General features: G+C 57.1%; 17 protein-coding genes. 8 read left to right on the forward strand and 9 right to left on the reverse strand.

Features of this window, described 5'->3' with window-relative positions:
* Positions 1 to 37: 37 nt before the first annotated feature.
* The 5 genes from AB6K10_RS12415 to AB6K10_RS12435 all read left to right on the forward strand — a co-directional run bounded on the left by AB6K10_RS12415 (position 38) and on the right by AB6K10_RS12435 (position 2,239).
* Positions 38 to 718 (forward strand): Bax inhibitor-1/YccA family protein, encoded by a 681-nt coding sequence (locus tag AB6K10_RS12415; protein WP_159342168.1) that lies wholly within the window; start codon positions 38 to 40, stop codon positions 716 to 718.
* A gap of 96 nt (positions 719 to 814) precedes the next feature.
* A complete protein-coding gene (gene tusD, locus AB6K10_RS12420) occupies positions 815 to 1,204 on the forward strand; it encodes a sulfurtransferase complex subunit TusD (protein ID WP_339118861.1) in 390 nt (129 codons plus the stop codon).
* Positions 1,205 to 1,216: 12 nt separating this feature from the next.
* Positions 1,217 to 1,582 carry a DsrE family protein gene (locus tag AB6K10_RS12425; RefSeq protein WP_339118862.1) on the forward strand — a complete coding sequence of 122 codons (366 nt, stop codon included), beginning with the start codon at positions 1,217 to 1,219 and terminating at the stop codon, positions 1,580 to 1,582.
* 12 nt (positions 1,583 to 1,594) lie between these two features.
* Entirely contained in the window at positions 1,595 to 1,885 is a 291-nt protein-coding gene (gene tusB / locus AB6K10_RS12430; protein ID WP_159342172.1) for a sulfurtransferase complex subunit TusB, read from the forward strand.
* 3 nt (positions 1,886 to 1,888) lie between these two features.
* Complete coding sequence (locus AB6K10_RS12435) at positions 1,889 to 2,239, forward strand: TusE/DsrC/DsvC family sulfur relay protein (protein WP_159342173.1); 351 nt, start codon at positions 1,889 to 1,891, stop codon at positions 2,237 to 2,239.
* A 19-nt stretch (positions 2,240 to 2,258) separates the two neighbouring features.
* Here AB6K10_RS12435 and AB6K10_RS12440 read toward each other — a convergent pair whose 3' ends face one another.
* Positions 2,259 to 2,891, reverse strand: coding sequence for a helix-turn-helix domain-containing protein (locus AB6K10_RS12440; RefSeq protein ID WP_159342174.1), 633 nt, complete (start codon positions 2,889 to 2,891; stop codon positions 2,259 to 2,261).
* Positions 2,892 to 2,960: 69 nt separating this feature from the next.
* Complete coding sequence (locus tag AB6K10_RS12445; protein ID WP_159342175.1) at positions 2,961 to 3,902, reverse strand: histone deacetylase family protein; 942 nt, start codon at positions 3,900 to 3,902, stop codon at positions 2,961 to 2,963.
* A gap of 106 nt (positions 3,903 to 4,008) precedes the next feature.
* Here AB6K10_RS12445 and AB6K10_RS12450 point away from each other — a divergent pair, with 106 nt between their 5' ends.
* Positions 4,009 to 6,756: a bifunctional acetate--CoA ligase family protein/GNAT family N-acetyltransferase gene (locus AB6K10_RS12450; RefSeq protein ID WP_339118863.1), complete on the forward strand. Its 2,748-nt coding sequence runs from the start codon at positions 4,009 to 4,011 to the stop codon at positions 6,754 to 6,756.
* 84 nt (positions 6,757 to 6,840) lie between these two features.
* Here AB6K10_RS12450 and pdxH read toward each other — a convergent pair whose 3' ends face one another.
* Positions 6,841 to 7,485 carry a pyridoxamine 5'-phosphate oxidase gene (gene pdxH, locus AB6K10_RS12455; RefSeq protein WP_159342177.1) on the reverse strand — a complete coding sequence of 215 codons (645 nt, stop codon included), beginning with the start codon at positions 7,483 to 7,485 and terminating at the stop codon, positions 6,841 to 6,843.
* A 196-nt stretch (positions 7,486 to 7,681) separates the two neighbouring features.
* Here pdxH and AB6K10_RS12460 point away from each other — a divergent pair, with 196 nt between their 5' ends.
* Positions 7,682 to 8,368, forward strand: a complete 687-nt coding sequence (locus tag AB6K10_RS12460) for a cytochrome b/b6 domain-containing protein (RefSeq protein ID WP_339118864.1) — start codon at positions 7,682 to 7,684, stop codon at positions 8,366 to 8,368.
* 5 nt (positions 8,369 to 8,373) lie between these two features.
* Here AB6K10_RS12460 and AB6K10_RS12465 read toward each other — a convergent pair whose 3' ends face one another.
* Genes AB6K10_RS12465 through AB6K10_RS12475 form a run of 3 tightly spaced genes read right to left on the reverse strand, consistent with a single transcriptional unit; the run spans position 8,374 to position 9,919 of the window.
* Complete coding sequence (locus tag AB6K10_RS12465) at positions 8,374 to 8,769, reverse strand: DUF2069 domain-containing protein (RefSeq protein WP_159342179.1); 396 nt, start codon at positions 8,767 to 8,769, stop codon at positions 8,374 to 8,376.
* Positions 8,766 to 9,392, reverse strand: coding sequence for an NAD(P)H:quinone oxidoreductase (wrbA, locus tag AB6K10_RS12470; protein ID WP_305947494.1), 627 nt, complete (start codon positions 9,390 to 9,392; stop codon positions 8,766 to 8,768). The genes AB6K10_RS12465 and wrbA overlap by 4 nt, the downstream gene beginning before the upstream one ends.
* An 8-nt stretch (positions 9,393 to 9,400) precedes the next feature.
* Positions 9,401 to 9,919: a gamma-glutamylcyclotransferase family protein gene (locus AB6K10_RS12475; RefSeq protein WP_159342181.1), complete on the reverse strand. Its 519-nt coding sequence runs from the start codon at positions 9,917 to 9,919 to the stop codon at positions 9,401 to 9,403.
* A 135-nt stretch (positions 9,920 to 10,054) separates the two neighbouring features.
* Between AB6K10_RS12475 and smrA the strand changes: the two genes are divergently transcribed.
* Positions 10,055 to 10,645 (forward strand): DNA endonuclease SmrA, encoded by a 591-nt coding sequence (gene smrA / locus AB6K10_RS12480; RefSeq protein ID WP_253016391.1) that lies wholly within the window; start codon positions 10,055 to 10,057, stop codon positions 10,643 to 10,645.
* A gap of 57 nt (positions 10,646 to 10,702) precedes the next feature.
* Here smrA and AB6K10_RS12485 read toward each other — a convergent pair whose 3' ends face one another.
* The 3 genes from AB6K10_RS12485 to AB6K10_RS12495 all read right to left on the reverse strand — a co-directional run bounded on the left by AB6K10_RS12485 (position 10,703) and on the right by AB6K10_RS12495 (position 14,346).
* Positions 10,703 to 11,245, reverse strand: coding sequence for a DUF934 domain-containing protein (locus tag AB6K10_RS12485; protein WP_253016389.1), 543 nt, complete (start codon positions 11,243 to 11,245; stop codon positions 10,703 to 10,705).
* On the reverse strand, positions 11,232 to 12,890 hold the full coding sequence (locus tag AB6K10_RS12490) for a nitrite/sulfite reductase (RefSeq protein WP_159342184.1): 1,659 nt from the start codon (positions 12,888 to 12,890) through the stop codon (positions 11,232 to 11,234). The genes AB6K10_RS12485 and AB6K10_RS12490 overlap by 14 nt, the downstream gene beginning before the upstream one ends.
* A 136-nt stretch (positions 12,891 to 13,026) precedes the next feature.
* Entirely contained in the window at positions 13,027 to 14,346 is a 1,320-nt protein-coding gene (locus AB6K10_RS12495; protein ID WP_339118865.1) for an MATE family efflux transporter, read from the reverse strand.
* Positions 14,347 to 14,352: the final 6 nt, after the last annotated feature.

A 14,352-nucleotide genomic window follows, 5' to 3' on the forward strand; every position in this document is an offset into this window, starting at 1 on the left:
GTCCGTTGATAGTATGACCACTAGGGAGCATAGATACATGGCTTTTAACGATTCGAATACGGCTAGAACGCAAGCTCACAGTACGGTGAGCGGCGTCAGTGCCAACAAAGTGTTACGTAATACTTACGCACTCCTGGCTATGACGCTGCTATTTTCTGCTGTCACGGCTGGTGCGTCCGTAGCCATGGGTATCCAACAGATGAACATTTTCGTGTTCTTCATTGGGGCCTACGGCTTGATGTTCCTAGTCCACAAAACCGCTAACTCTGCTGCGGGCCTATTGGCCACGTTTGCCTTCACGGGCTTCATGGGGTTCACCTTAGGCCCGATCATCTCGGCTTACCTGACGCTGCCTAACGGCGGGGCGCTGATCATGAACGCGCTGGCCATGACGGGTCTGACGTTCATCGGTCTGTCCGCAGTCGCGTTGACCACCAAGAAAGATTTCAGCTTCTTGAGCAACTTCTTGATGGCCGGTGCCATCGTACTGATTCTGGCTATGGTGGCGGGCATCTTCTTCAATATTCCCGCGCTGTCGCTGATGGTGTCGGCAGGCTTCGTGCTGTTTGCGTCTGCTGCGATTCTCTATCAAACGAGCGAAATCGTGCACCGTGCTGGCGAGACCAACTATATTCTTGCAACGGTGACGCTGTACGTTTCCATCTACAACCTGTTCGTCAGCCTGCTGTCTATCCTGGGCATCATGAGCAACGACTGATCGACATAAAGCAGGTGGTCACTTGACGTGACATCCATGACAGACCCTACTTGGTAGGGTCTGTTTTTTTTCGCGGATTCAGCACGAGACGACGCTATGGAGTACGGCTTATTGGTGATGGGCGCACCTTATGCAAGTGCGGCCCCACACTCTGCGCTTCGCTTTGCCAAAGCGGTCATTAGCAGCGGCCACCAAGTGGCGGGAGTCTTCTTTTATCGAGAGGGCATCCATAATGCCTCTCAGTTAATGGCGCCTCCGCAAGACGAGCTCAACATGCGAGAGGCCTGGGTCGCTCTGCACCAAGAGCATGGTGTGGCGCTGGATGTGTGTATTGCCGCGGCGCTGCGCCGTGGCGTGATGAGCGAGACCGAGGCCAAGCGCCATGGTCAAACGCACTTCAACCTGCAAGCGCCCTTCGAATTGACCGGCTTGGGGCAACTGCTGACACTTCAGCAGCGGTGCGACCGCTTGATCACGTTTGCTTAGGGAGCAATGCAGATGAGTCATGAACACGAGAGGCTGGTGATCATTCGTCATGCGCCGTATAGCTCCAATGCACTGCGAGAAGGGCTAGACGTTGCCCTGGTGGCTGCCGCGTTTGGCCAAGCGGTCAATCTACTGTTTCTTGGTCAGGGCGTGCTGGCGCTGGTCAAAGAGCAAGCCATTGGAGCGCCAGGGCAGAAAGCAACGCTACCGACTATCGATATGCTGGACATGTATGACATCGACCAGTTGCTAGTGCCGCAAAGTGCGCTGGAGGCGTTGCATTTGCAGTTAGACCAGCTAGTGGACGGGGTAACGATGATGGCCGACGAACGATTGCCCGAACTGATCCAACGCCACTCTTATGTCATGAATTTTTAAACGGGCAGCGACATGTTACATATTCTGAACAAGCCCCCACACAGCGAAGCGGCTGCGCAAATGCTCTCTACGGTAACGGAGGGCGATAGCATTCTGCTGATTGAAGATGGCGTTCAGGCGTTATTGTACGTCGATTGGCCAGGCTGGAATGCTAAGGCTGATGTGAACGTATGTGTGCTAAAAGAGGATGCCGTGGCGCGCGGCCTAAGCGAGGTGGTCTTCCGTCATCACGCAACGCTGGTGGATATGAAAGGCTTTGTCGAACTGACCGAGCAGCATACTAAGATCTTGTCGTGGTACTGATCAATGAGTGATGAAAGTTTATACCGTTATCTTGATTATGATGAAAAAATTAAACTCGATCCCGAAGGCTATCTAGTAAAGCAGGAGGACTGGAACGAGCACGTAGCCGATTTGTTAGCCAAGGATGAGGAGCTAACACTGACAGAGGAGCATTGGGAACTCATTCGCGTGGTGCGTGATTTTTATGCGCGTTATGAAATGGCACCCGCGATGCGGCCGCTCGTCAAAGCCACCAAACAGGCATTAGGCGAGGAAAAAGGACGCTCGGTCTACTTGATGCGCCTTTTTCCCGGCAGCCCGCCGAAGCGTTTGGCGAGGATTGCCGGGTTACCGAAACCGACGAACTGTTTATAGTCTGTCTGCCTCCGGCGCGTTAAACCAAATCCCCTCGGGTACACACCGAAAGTACGACAGCATCGTCTTGGCTGGTAGAGACTAGGGCGTGCCCCATGTCACTATCGAAGTAGATGCTGTCGCCTTCGGCCAGTACCAGCGGCGCATAGAACTCTGTATAGAGCATGATATCGCCGTACAGCACCATTAAAAACTCTTCGCCATCGTGACGCACCCACTGATGATACTCTTCAAAACTGCGTGCCCGGACGATGGTTTTGAACGGGATCATGCGTTTTTGGGCGAGCTGATGGCCCAGCAGCTCGTGTTCGTAGGTAGGGGTCGGGTGTAGCTGGCCTTTTCCTTTACGCGTGAGATCGCGGCGACCCATGGTGTAGCGTTCACGTTTGGGGGGTGTAAAGAGCTGGGGGAGGTCGATGTTGAGCCCGCTGATCAGTTTTTGCACCACGCTAAACGTCGGCGACACCTGGTCGTTCTCGATTTTGGAAAGCGTTGAGCGAGCAATGCCAGTACGCTGGCTGACATCTTCCAGCGTCCATTGGTTAGCCAAGCGAATTTGTTTGAGCCGCTCGCCCAAGCGTAACGGTTCGACAAAGGGTTTACGCCCTGACGCGATGCGCAGCGCTGCGTGCTCTTCAGAAGTAGCGGTCATAACGGTCACGTAAAATGGAGGGCAACATGGTGGCTGAATAGTACCACAGCTCCCTCCCTGCCAGGGCCGCTAAGGCGCATTGGTGAAGGGCAGCCCCAAGAGGGCTTTCAGATGGGCCTCGGCACTGCTAGCCAGTGACGTTGGGTTGTAACCGCCTTCTAACACCGACACGACGCGGTTATCGGCGTAGAGTGCCGCAATTTCCATGGCAAGATGAGTCACCCAGTAGAAGTCTTCGTCTTCCAGGCAAATATCACCCATTGGGTCGTCTTTGTGGGCGTCAAAGCCTGCTGACAGCATCACGAGATCAGGCTTGAAGGCGTGTAGCGCTGGCAGCCAGTGGCGCTCGATGACGCGTCGATACTCTTCACTGCCGGTACCCGCCTCCAGCGGTGTATTCACTACGTTTTGCCACTCGCTGCGTAAGTACCGCCAGGGGTAAAACGGGTATTGAAAACTGGTGCAAATCAGCACGTCTGGATCGTTTTTGAAAATGTCGATGGTGCCATTGCACTGATGAACGTCGAAATCGAGAATGGCGATGCGCTTAGCGCCATATGTGGCTCTGGCGTGGGCGGCTCCCACGGCAATGTTGTTGTAAAAGCAGAAGCCCATGGCATCGGATGCTTCGGCATGATGGCCAGGGGGGCGCACTGCACAGAAAACGTTGTCTGCCTGACGTTTGAATACCTGGTCCACACCGCGAACGACGGCACCGGCAGCCACGCGGGCAGCCTTTAAGCTGTCGGGGTTCATCATGGTGTCGCTGTCTAGCGTTACGATCCCTTCGCTAGGTAAGCACTTTTCCAATGCGTGGAGATGGCGCAGCGGATGGACTCTTGCCAGCGCTTCATCACACGCCTCTTTGGCATCCCCCTGCATGGTTTGTTGCAACAGCCCAGACAGTGACAGCCGCGCGCGAATGGCCTCCAAGCGCAGAGGGCTTTCGGGGTGCTCTGGCCCCATGTGGTGCAATGCGCAGTCGGGGTGGGTAAGGTAGGCAGTGATCATTCAAGCGCTCCGGTAACGTTAGAGCCACCTTAATCGCCCCGGGGGCTTGCGCGACAGTGTCAATAAGTCGTACACAGTAGTCATTCATGTCAGGGGAGACGCATCCGTGAGCACACGCTTTTTGCATCATTTTTTCGAACCTCGCTCGGTTGCAGTGTTCGGTGCCTCTGAAAAACCGGCGTCTCTAGGTGGCTTGGTCTTGAGCAATCTCCAAGAGGGCGGCTTTCGAGGCAAACTCTGGGCCGTGAACTTGAAGGGATACGCATCGGTATTCGGTGTGGACTGCGTGCGCACCGTAGACGAATTACCCGACATACCCGATCTCGCGGTGGTGTGTTCACCCATCGAAGGCGTCCCCAAGCTCATCAAAAAGCTCGGTAGGTATGGTGTGAAGGCCGCCTTGGTGCTCTCCGGAGGTGCCTACCTGGACCGAGAGGAGGGTAACAAAGGGTCGATTCGTCAGCGTATGCTCCAGGCCGCTCGTGAATCGGGGATTCGCGTGCTTGGGCCGGAGTGTATGGGGCTGATCGTGCCGGGTAAAAAGCTCAATGCCTCGTATGCGAGTCAGCCGGTCAAGGCGGGTCGCGTCGCGTATTTAGGCCAGTCGGGGATGCTGGCCAACGCGATGATCGACTGGGCTGCAGGCCGAGATGTGGGCTTCTCCCATTTGATTACCGTCGGGGACAGTGTGGATGTGCTGCTCCCTGATTTGATCGACTACGTGAATCAGTTTTCCCCTGCCCAAGCCATCTTGTTGCACTTAGAGCGAGTCACGGACGCCCAGCACTTCATGACGTCCGTACGGGATGCCTCCCGCAATCGCTTGGTCGTAGCGATCAAAAGCGGCCGCACGCCGCAGTCGGATATCTCCGGCATGCCCCCAACGCCAGGCATCGCTAACCGCGATGTCGTTTTCGATGCGGCCTTCGCCCGGGCGGGTGTCGTGCGGGTCAACGATTCAGATGAAATGCTCGATGCGCTGGAAACGCTATCCCGCATGAAGCCGCTGCGCGGCGACCGCTTGGCGATCGTTTCCAACGGCCTTGGGCCTGCCATGCTGGCTATCGATAAGTTGGTGAGCGCAGGAGGCAAACTAGCGGAATTTAGCCCGGAGACCCAGGCGGCGCTGCATAAAAGCCAGGTGGATATGAGTAAGCCGGGTGAGAACCCTGTGGACTTAGGCGGAAACGCAACGCCAGAGCGCTTTGTAGAGGCGCTGCAAATCGTCACCGCCGACCCTAACGTCGATGCCGTATTGGTCGTGCACGCCCCCACACGACTGGCGCCTTCCCAAGTCACGGCTCAGGCACTCATCGATCACCGCAAAACCTTCAAACGCAATTTACTCACCAGCTGGATGGGGTTGAAAGAGGCGCTCAATGCCCGCCATGTCTGCAACTTGGCCGGGATTCCCACCTACACCTCGCCCGAAAAAGCAGTGAAGGCGTTTATGCACATGGTGGATTACCAGCGCGTTCAGGCGCTGCTGCACGAAATTCCGCCCAGCCTGCCGTTTTCTACCAGCCCGGACATTCGCGCTGAGTGTCGCGCGCTGATCAAACAGGCAAAAGAGCAGGGCAGGCAGACGCTGACACACTCTGAAACGGCCCGAGTGCTGGAGGCCTACGGTATTCCCACTGCCACCAGCGCCTACGTGCACTCGCCCGAAGAAGCCTTGGTGGTCGCCGAACGCTTTCCTGGGCCAAAGGCGCTGAAAGTCGTCCACGAGGGAAACTGCCGGCCGTATCGCTACCGCAAGCATCCGCATAAGATTTCCGCTGGGCTGCTGCAAGACTTGGAAACGCCGGAGCAAGTCGCTGAGGGCGTTCGGCGGTTGGGCGATAAAGTGCAGGAGAAGTTTCCCGAACATGCCATTCGTGAGTACTGCCTCCAGCCCATGCAGCGTGGCAAACACTCGATGCAAATTTGTGCAGGCATCACACGGGACCCCGTGTTTGGGCCGCTGATCGTGTTCGGTATTGGGGGCTACAAGGTCAACGTACTGGCAGACCGCCAGGTGGCGCTGCCGCCACTCAACATGAGCCTCGCCTCGGATGTGGTAGGGCGCACCCACGCGGCGTCGTTGATCCGCGAGCACTCGGCCGACCCCGAACGTGATATCCAGCATCTGTGCCAATTATTGGTCAAACTTTCACAGATGGCCTCGGATTTGACCGACCTGCGCGGCCTGGAGCTCAATCCCTTGCTGCTAAATCGCGATGGCATGTTGGCCGTGGATTTTGCCATGGACTTAGGGCACCCCGCGCGTTTTGCGATCATGCCGTACCCAGAAGAGCTTCGACAGTGGGTGACGTTGAAAAATGGCTGGCAGGTAGAAGTGCGGCCCATTCGCGCAGAGGATGCGCCACTGATCACGACCTTTCACCGGCAGCTCTCAGAGGAGAGCATTCGGTTTCGCTACTTCCATAACAAGTCGAACCTTACCCAGCGCGACCTATCGATTCTGTCGCACATCAACTATGACCGTCAGATGGCCTTTATTGCCGAGCATCAGCACGATGATGGCAGTAAGGAGATGCTGGGAGTGGTGAGGGTTTGGAACGATCCAGACAATATTCGTACCGAGTTCTCGATCATCATTCGCGATGATTTGCAGGGCCTGGGGATCGGTAGCCTGCTGATGAAGAAGATGATCGATTACTGCACCAGCATCGGCACGCTCGAAATGATCGGCAAAATCATGGTGGATAACCACCCGATGCGGGCACTGATGAAGCATCTTGGCTTCCGATGCCGTTACAACATGGAAGAGCAGGTGATTGATGCCGTGCTACGGCTAAACGAACCCGACAGCGAGTGGCAGCGGCACCGCTTGGAGAGTCAGCCGGATTAACCCTGTTCAACACCATGTCCAATAAAATGGCCTGCTGGTCAACACCGGCAGGCCACTTGCTGGATGCCGTCTTGCGCGGGATGATTAAGGCGCTAAACGGAAGCGGCTCCACTCACCGCCATCACGTCGCTCATAGCGCAAGCGGTCGTGCAAGCGGCTGGGTTGCCCTTGCCAAAACTCGATCATTTCTGGATGGACACGGTAGCCGCCCCAATGGATGGGGCGCGGAATATCCTGCCCCTCATAGGCTTGTTCAAAACGTTTTTGACGCTCTTCGATCCAGTTGCGATCAGGAATCACCACGCTCTGGGTCGCAATCCAAGCCCCCAGTTGGCTACCACGCGGGCGGCTGGCAAAGTACTCGTCCGACTCCTCGGCAGATACTTGCTCCACCGCGCCTTCGATACGTACTTGGCGGGATAGGGAGGGCCACCAGAACGTGAGGGCGGCGAAGGGGACGTTGTTCAGTTCGCTGCCTTTATGGCTGTGGTAGTTGGTGAAAAACACCATGCCGCGCTCATCGAACCCTTTGAGCAGCACCACGCGGGCATGGGGACGGCCTTGGCTATCCACGGTGGCAAGTGTCATGGCATTGCCATCTTTACCTTCGCTTTCGAGCGCCAGGCTGAACCACTCATCGAACATCACGAACGGATCGTCAGGAGTGTGCGTTTCATCCAAACGCCCACCCTCGTAGTCACGCCTGACGTCGGCAATATTACGTGTCATCGGTGAAGCTCCCTTGCGGTGATAAGTTGCATTAGTGTCATGTTCGCTGGTCTACCGATAAAGCTCAAGTGTTGTTCGGTGGATGACCCAAAACGGTTGGTGCAGTGACACAGCGTTGGTGAGTGGGTGGAATCCTCCTAGGAGAACCCGTCAATAAATGAGAAACTCTACCAGTACGAGGATTGAGGATCGTCAGATGCAGAGCCGCACGACACGCATAGCCGTATGGGATACGTTCATTCGTTTGTTTCACTGGTCCCTGTTGGCAGCCGTGGTGATTTCGTTCTACACCACCAAAACGTCGGGCCAGCCGTTTCTATTTCCGCTGGAAGTGCATGCCCAGTCGGGCTATTTGATCATTGGGTTATTGGTGTTTCGCGTGATCTGGGGCCTGGTGGGCACGACGTATGCCCGCTTTGGCACGTTCTTGTACGGGCCAACTGTCACCGCACGTTATACCAAAGCGCTGATGACACGACGCGCACCACACTATGCTAGCCATAATCCGCTTGGCGGCTGGATGGTCGTATTGCTACTGGCGTCGTTGGGGTTTCAAGCGCTCAGTGGCTTGTTCTTGAGCGATGATATTTTCTTTCAAGCGCCGCTGTATGGGCTGTTAGGGGCAGGGGTAGGCGATTTATTGGGCCAACTGCATGCGCTGAATAGCGACCTACTGTTGATATTGATCGGTGTGCACGTTCTGGGGCTGATGTGGCATGCGCTTCAAGGAGAGCGGTTAGTCACTGCCATGCTTACGGGCGTCAAAAAATTTGACCGCCCCCCCGCGGATACCACTCCTGCCGCGTCTCGTGCGCAAACCCGCTATGCCATAGGTGCACTGCTGATCGCGGCAGGTGTGAGTGGCTGGTTGTGGTTCTACTGATACACTCAGCCTTTGAGGCGCTGTTGGCGGCTGCGAAAACGGGCATACCCCATGCAGCCTGTAAATAACGCCAGCGATACCAGCGCTTCCAACACTCCGCGCATGCCCTGGCCGGGCAGCGTCGCCAGCATGACGCCTTGTGTGAAGTAGAGCAAGCTGACGAAGGCAAGCCATGCGTGCCCACGGGCACGTTGGCCAATGATCGATGGCAAGAACAGCACCAGGGGTAGGACGAACGCGACGACGGGGCGCCAATTGAACGTCTCGCCTTGCACGAAGAATCCACGATAAATTACCAACAGCAGCAGCACGCCAAAGCTAACGAGCACCAGCAGGCGTGCTTGTCGCGTCAACGTATCGAGCCCGTGTTTCTCTTCCAGCGTCTCTAACCACTGTCTCATGAAGACACCTCCTGGCGCATTTTATGTAATGCCAGCGCGAGTTTGGCGAGCCGCCTGCCTTGTGCTTTGCATAACGCTCGTTCGTGCTCGTCCACCGGGCGGTCGCTGCGCGCGCCAGCCACGTGGCTGGCCCCGTAAGGCGTGCCGCCATGCTGCGTGCTCAATAACGCGGGCTCGCTGTAGGGGATGCCCGCATAGACCATACCGTGATGCAGCAAGGGCACTAGCATGGTCAATAAGGTGCTCTCTTGGCCGCCATGCAAGCTAGAGGTCGAGGTGAACGCGCAAGCGGGCTTATCGATGAGCGCGCCATTCATCCAAAGGCTGCTGGTCGTGTCGAGAAAATACTTGAGCGGCGCAGCCATATTGCCAAAGCGCGTTGGGCTACCCAACGCCAGTCCGCTGCAGTGACGCAAATCGTCCAGATCGGCGTACACCGCTCCTTCGGCGGGAATCTCGGGGTCGACGGCTTCACAGGTGGGGGAGACCGCAGGCACCGTGCGCAGTCGCGCTTCGATACCGGGAAGGCTCTCGACACCCGCTGCTAATTGGCGGGCCATGTCTGCCGTGGCTCCTGAGCGGGAGTAGTACAGTATCAAGACAAAGGGCGTGGCTTCACTCATGGCGTATCCTAAGTGGTGGGCAGGGCGACCAAGCGTTGAGCGGTCACTGGCAACGTGTCATATGGTACCAGAGCTATCCCCTGGGCAGGAGCGCTATCGAGCAGGCTGACCTCTGGAAGCCGAACGTAGACCCAGGCAGTGCTGCCATCGGCCAGCGTCTGCGTCACGCGCTCATAGCGAACGCCAAGCCGTTCATAACGATCGAGGCGCGCCAGCGCACGGGGCGAAACGGTTAGCAGGAGCCCATCGACGTGGCTATCCGCACGGGCCACAAGATCCAACCCCTGACGCTCGAATCCTTCTAGTCGCGCAGGCTCAGGGGAACCTGACGTCCCCATGACGATCCAGCGGATAGGCCAGTAGCGCAGCGTGCCGTACACGAACACTTGGTGGGTGCGCTGTTCGATGTCGGGTAGTTCTTCGGGGCGCTCATAGAACCAAGGGCTGAGCATGGTCAGCCAGAGCCAAGCGGCAATGCCCATCAATCCAGCCAACAGTGACCATACCAATCGCTTTGCCCAAATCATGCGTCATTCCTAGGTAACGTGTGGCTGTGTAGAGTGAAGAACGTCATGCCACAAGACAAGTCTTAAGCAGTGTCGGTGATTTTGCTACGATACGTAGCGTTGTTTAGGCCTTAGACCCTATCGGAGGAGCCTGTTATGAGCCAGTCACTTCGTGATGATATGGACTTCCGCGCGTTAGTGGGCGATGTGAAGCCATTGCCCAAGCGCAACCGCGCAGATACAGGTCCCCACCGTCAACGGCCATCAGAAGCCCAATTGGCCCGGCGTGAGAGCGCAGAAGAGCGTTTGGATGAGCGTAACTTTCTCTCGGACGATTTCGTCGATTTACTGCCCCCCTTCGACCCTATCGAGTTCCGCCGTGAAGGCATTCAACAAGGCGTGGTCGATAAGTTGAAGCATGGCGGATACAGCGTGCAAGCACAGCTCCATTTGTTACGGCGCCCGTTGGTGGAATGTCGGCGTATGCTGTTCCCCTTCATCCAAGAAGCCTATGCCCATGATTTACGCTCAGTGCTGATCGTTCATGGACGTGGGCGGGAGCTGGATAGCCCGGCCAACGTGTTGCGCTCTTATATCGCCAAGTGGCTCACCCAGTTCGACGAGGTGCAGGCCTACGTCTCCGCACAACCTTCAGAGGGCGGTCTGGGTGCGACCTGGGTGATGTTGCGCAAAAGCGACCGCGCCAAAGCCAATAACCGCGAGCGTCAGCAGAAACGGCGCGGTTAAACGCAAAAACGCCGACAAGGGCAAATCCTTGTCGGCGTTGTCGATATGCTAGCGGGGTTACTGACTAGCAGCTAGGCGCTTTTCGAACAGAGCTTGGCGCTCTTCCACGTCGGTCTGATAACGGACGCTGAACGCATTGAGGGCGCGCAGTGCATCCTCAGGGTGCTGATCGTCTCGTAACGCCATGGTCGAGAAGCCGCAGCGACGCATGTAATCCAACTGATCGACCAGTACGTCGCCGACCGCACGAATCTCTCCCGTAAACCCGTAACGCTCTCTCAGCAAACGCGCAATGGTGTAACCACGCCCGTCGGTAAAGGCCGGGAAATCTACGGCGACGGCAGGGGCCATCTTGAGTTCGCTGGCCAGCTCGGCGTTGAGTTCGGTGTCGCTCGCCAGCAGCGGTGCCAGCTCTGCATCATCCTGATGGCTTTGCCACAGTGCGAGTGGCACGAACGCAGGGCGCTGCTCGGGCAGTGTTTGCGCATCGTAGGAGACGCACCAAGCATTTTCAGCAGCCAGCTCACCGTTGTCGATCAAGTGATCGACATGAACCGGCGTCTGTTCTACGGCCTCGGTTTGGGTATCATTGCTGGGCATAAACACGCTCCTTAAAGGGTTTTAGGCCAATACGGCGATACGTATCCAGGAAGCGCTCATCTTCGTGACGTTCAGCCACATACACTTCGAGCACCTTCTCGACCACGCCCGGCACGTCTTCGCGGAAGAAAGAGGGGCCTAGAATTTTACCCAGCGAGGCGTCGTCCGTTGAATTACCGCCAATCGAGACTTGGTAATACTCTTCGCCTTTTTTATCGACGCCAAGGATGCCGATATGGCCGACATGGTGGTGGCCGCAGGCATTCATGCAGCCTGAAATGTTCAGGTCGAGCGGACCCAAATCGTATAGGAAATCCAGGTCTTCGAAGCGCTCTTGCAACGCCTGGGCAATGGGAATGGAGACCGCATTGGCAAGGCTGCAGTAATCGCCACCGGGGCAGCAGATGATATCGTTCAGTGTGCCAACGGTGGGGTTGGCCATTCCCAGCGCATCCAGTTCTTTCCAAAGCGCTTCGAGCTCGTCGACCGGCACATCTGACAGCACCAAGTTCTGCTCGTGAGTCACCCGCACTTCGCCAAAGCTGTAGCGATCCGCCAGATCGGCCACGGCTTCCATTTGGTCGGCAGTGACGTCTCCCGGAGCATGCTCGCGGCGCTTCAATGACAGCGTGACCGCTTTGTAACCCGGCACTTTGTGGTCGGTCACGTTATTGGTGACGAAACGCGCGAAGCTGCGGTTTTCGCTACGCAGTTGGTCGAACGCTGCCACCGCGTTGTCGGCCACCGGGCGGCGCTCCGGCTCGGGGAAGTGCGCTTTGGCGGCGTCGACGGCAGCTTGATTCAACGTCTGAGGTCCATCCTTCAGATGCGCCCACTCTTCGTCGACTCGGCGGCGGAACTCATCGATACCTAGCGCCTTCACCAAAATCTTGATGCGCGCCTTGAACTTGTTATCACGGCGACCGAACTGGTTATACACCCGCACACACGCTTCGAGATAGGTCAGCAGGTGCTGCCAGGGCAGGTCTTCGCGTACTACGTCGCCAATCATCGGCGTGCGGCCCAAACCGCCACCTGCTAACACCTTGACGCGCAGCTCACCGTCAGCATTGCGCCACAGGCGCAGGCCAATGTCGTGAACCTGAATCGCAGCGCGGTCTTGGGCGGCCCCGCTTACCGCAATTTTGAATTTGCGCGGCAGGTAAGCAAACTCCGGGTGCAAGGTAGACCACTGACGAATGAGCTCGCACCAAGGGCGCGGGTCTTCGACTTCGTCATTGGCAATGCCAGCAAACTGGTCACTAGTGGTGTTACGGATGCAGTTACCGCTGGTTTGGATTGCGTGCATCTGTACCTTGGCCAACTCGGCCAAGATATCCGGCACGTCTTCGAGTGCAGGCCAGTTGAGCTGCAGGTTTTGGCGCGTCGTGAAGTGGCCATAGCCGCGGTCGTAGCGGCGCGTAATCTCGGCCAGGGCACGCAATTGCTGGCCTGCCAGCATGCCGTAAGGAATGGCGATGCGCAGCATAGGCGCGTGTTTCTGGATATACAGGCCGTTTTGCAGCCGCAGGGGGCGGAACTCTTCTTCTCCCAAGCGTCCGGCTTGGTAGCGCTCCATCTGATCGCGGAACTGAGCTACGCGCTCGTCAACCAGCGTTTGGTCGTGAATATCATAACGGTACATGTGGCACGATCCTGCTAAAAGCGAAATGGTCACGTCGAGACGGACGGTAATGTGCCGTCACCTTAACGCGGGCGTCATATTCTACAAAAGAATATATAATTATCTTTTTATCGTTAAATGCTATTTCAAACGACTATCAAAACCCGTGGGCGAGCCAGCGTCGCCGCTGCCATACCCACAAAAAACCAGTAGAGTTGAGCAGTCGGTAAAAGAGCTGTGTCAACCAGACCCCGACCAACCCGTAACCCAGCCAAATACCCACCCACCAAGCCAGTGGTAAAAAGAGTAGCCACTGCATCCCTAAGGTGAGCAGCATGACGGTGCGCTGCGCACCAGCGCCCATCAGGGCCTGTGCCAATACCAGCGCAGCGGCGTCGAGCACGATCATCAGGCCGGTAATTTGCAGGGGCAGTCTCCCTAACTGCACCAGCGCCTCATCGGTAAAGAAAATGCCCAAAATCGGCTCGGGGATGACGAGCATGGGTAACGCTAGAACAGTCAGCAGCATACCGGCAACGGTCAAGGCGTCAATGCCCCAGCGGTGGGCGGCCTGTTGGTCGTCGCGGCCCAAGGCTTCGCCGACAAGGCTCATGGCAGCGACTCCCACACCGACGCCCGGCAAAATCAGTAGCAAGGAAAGATTCACCAAGACGTGACCGACCGCCACGCTCGACGTGCCGAGTTGACCCAGCAGCCAAAAAAGCACCACGTAACCGGCGGCAAACCAAAGCTGTTGCAGCGAATGCGGACACGCAAGCGTCAGCGTCGATCTGACGTCTTCCCAGGAAGGCATTGAGGAAGTGCTGGGATGACACTGCCGCCAAGTGATACTTCCCCAGATCCCCAGCCCCAGCAGAAGTGACAGCGTGGTGCCGATCGCAGCGCCGTTTACTCCCAACGCAGGCAACCCCGCGACCCCGTAGATGAGTGCCGCACTGAGCGCCACGTTAGCTGCATGGACCACGACGATGATACGTAGATAGAGATGCGTTTTCTGCCGCCCGTTCCAGTAGCCACGTAAGCAAAGGGTCAGCGCGATGGCGGTTAGCGCGATGACGCGCCAGCGGAAGTAATCGATAGCAAGCTGCGTAACGTCGTCTGCGGGGGATATCAGATGAATCAGCGCCGGGGCTTGCCACCATGCCATACAAGAGAGCGGCAACCCTACGGCCAAACCAATGACCATGCCTGCGCGCAGGGGCTGGGTAGGGCACATGTGGTTAGCGCCCGTTGCGTGGGCCGTTTGCGACTGCACGCTAGAGGATAGGCCAAACACCAGCGCCGTCATCATGAACATGGCATACCCACCCATACCCACGGCGGCCAGTGCTTCCTGGCCTAAATGGCCTATCAAGGCAGCGTCGATCAAATTGAGCACGCTCTGCGAGAGCATGCCCAGCATGATAGGAAAGGCCAAACGCATGACCTTTCCTTGGCGGCGAACCACTGGCGACATTCGTTC

It is taken from the genome of Halomonas sp. BMC6 (assembly GCF_964204995.1).
Lineage (GTDB): Bacteria > Pseudomonadota > Gammaproteobacteria > Pseudomonadales > Halomonadaceae > Vreelandella.

What these genes read in the sequence shown, in the direction of transcription:
- AB6K10_RS12415 (WP_159342168.1), top strand. Translation starts at nt 38, where the DNA reads ATGGCTTTTAACGATTCGAATACGGCTAGAACGCAAGCTCACAGTACG.
- tusD (WP_339118861.1), top strand. Translation starts at nt 815, where the DNA reads ATGGAGTACGGCTTATTGGTGATGGGCGCACCTTATGCAAGTGCGGCC.
- AB6K10_RS12425 (WP_339118862.1), top strand. Translation starts at nt 1,217, where the DNA reads ATGAGTCATGAACACGAGAGGCTGGTGATCATTCGTCATGCGCCGTAT.
- tusB (WP_159342172.1), top strand. Translation starts at nt 1,595, where the DNA reads ATGTTACATATTCTGAACAAGCCCCCACACAGCGAAGCGGCTGCGCAA.
- AB6K10_RS12435 (WP_159342173.1), top strand. Translation starts at nt 1,889, where the DNA reads ATGAGTGATGAAAGTTTATACCGTTATCTTGATTATGATGAAAAAATT.
- AB6K10_RS12440 (WP_159342174.1), bottom strand. Translation starts at nt 2,891, where the DNA reads ATGACCGCTACTTCTGAAGAGCACGCAGCGCTGCGCATCGCGTCAGGG.
- AB6K10_RS12445 (WP_159342175.1), bottom strand. Translation starts at nt 3,902, where the DNA reads ATGATCACTGCCTACCTTACCCACCCCGACTGCGCATTGCACCACATG.
- pdxH (WP_159342177.1), bottom strand. Translation starts at nt 7,485, where the DNA reads ATGACACGTAATATTGCCGACGTCAGGCGTGACTACGAGGGTGGGCGT.
- AB6K10_RS12460 (WP_339118864.1), top strand. Translation starts at nt 7,682, where the DNA reads ATGCAGAGCCGCACGACACGCATAGCCGTATGGGATACGTTCATTCGT.
- AB6K10_RS12465 (WP_159342179.1), bottom strand. Translation starts at nt 8,769, where the DNA reads ATGAGACAGTGGTTAGAGACGCTGGAAGAGAAACACGGGCTCGATACG.
- wrbA (WP_305947494.1), bottom strand. Translation starts at nt 9,392, where the DNA reads ATGAGTGAAGCCACGCCCTTTGTCTTGATACTGTACTACTCCCGCTCA.
- AB6K10_RS12475 (WP_159342181.1), bottom strand. Translation starts at nt 9,919, where the DNA reads ATGATTTGGGCAAAGCGATTGGTATGGTCACTGTTGGCTGGATTGATG.
- smrA (WP_253016391.1), top strand. Translation starts at nt 10,055, where the DNA reads ATGAGCCAGTCACTTCGTGATGATATGGACTTCCGCGCGTTAGTGGGC.
- AB6K10_RS12485 (WP_253016389.1), bottom strand. Translation starts at nt 11,245, where the DNA reads ATGCCCAGCAATGATACCCAAACCGAGGCCGTAGAACAGACGCCGGTT.
- AB6K10_RS12490 (WP_159342184.1), bottom strand. Translation starts at nt 12,890, where the DNA reads ATGTACCGTTATGATATTCACGACCAAACGCTGGTTGACGAGCGCGTA.
- AB6K10_RS12495 (WP_339118865.1), bottom strand. Translation starts at nt 14,346, where the DNA reads ATGTCGCCAGTGGTTCGCCGCCAAGGAAAGGTCATGCGTTTGGCCTTT.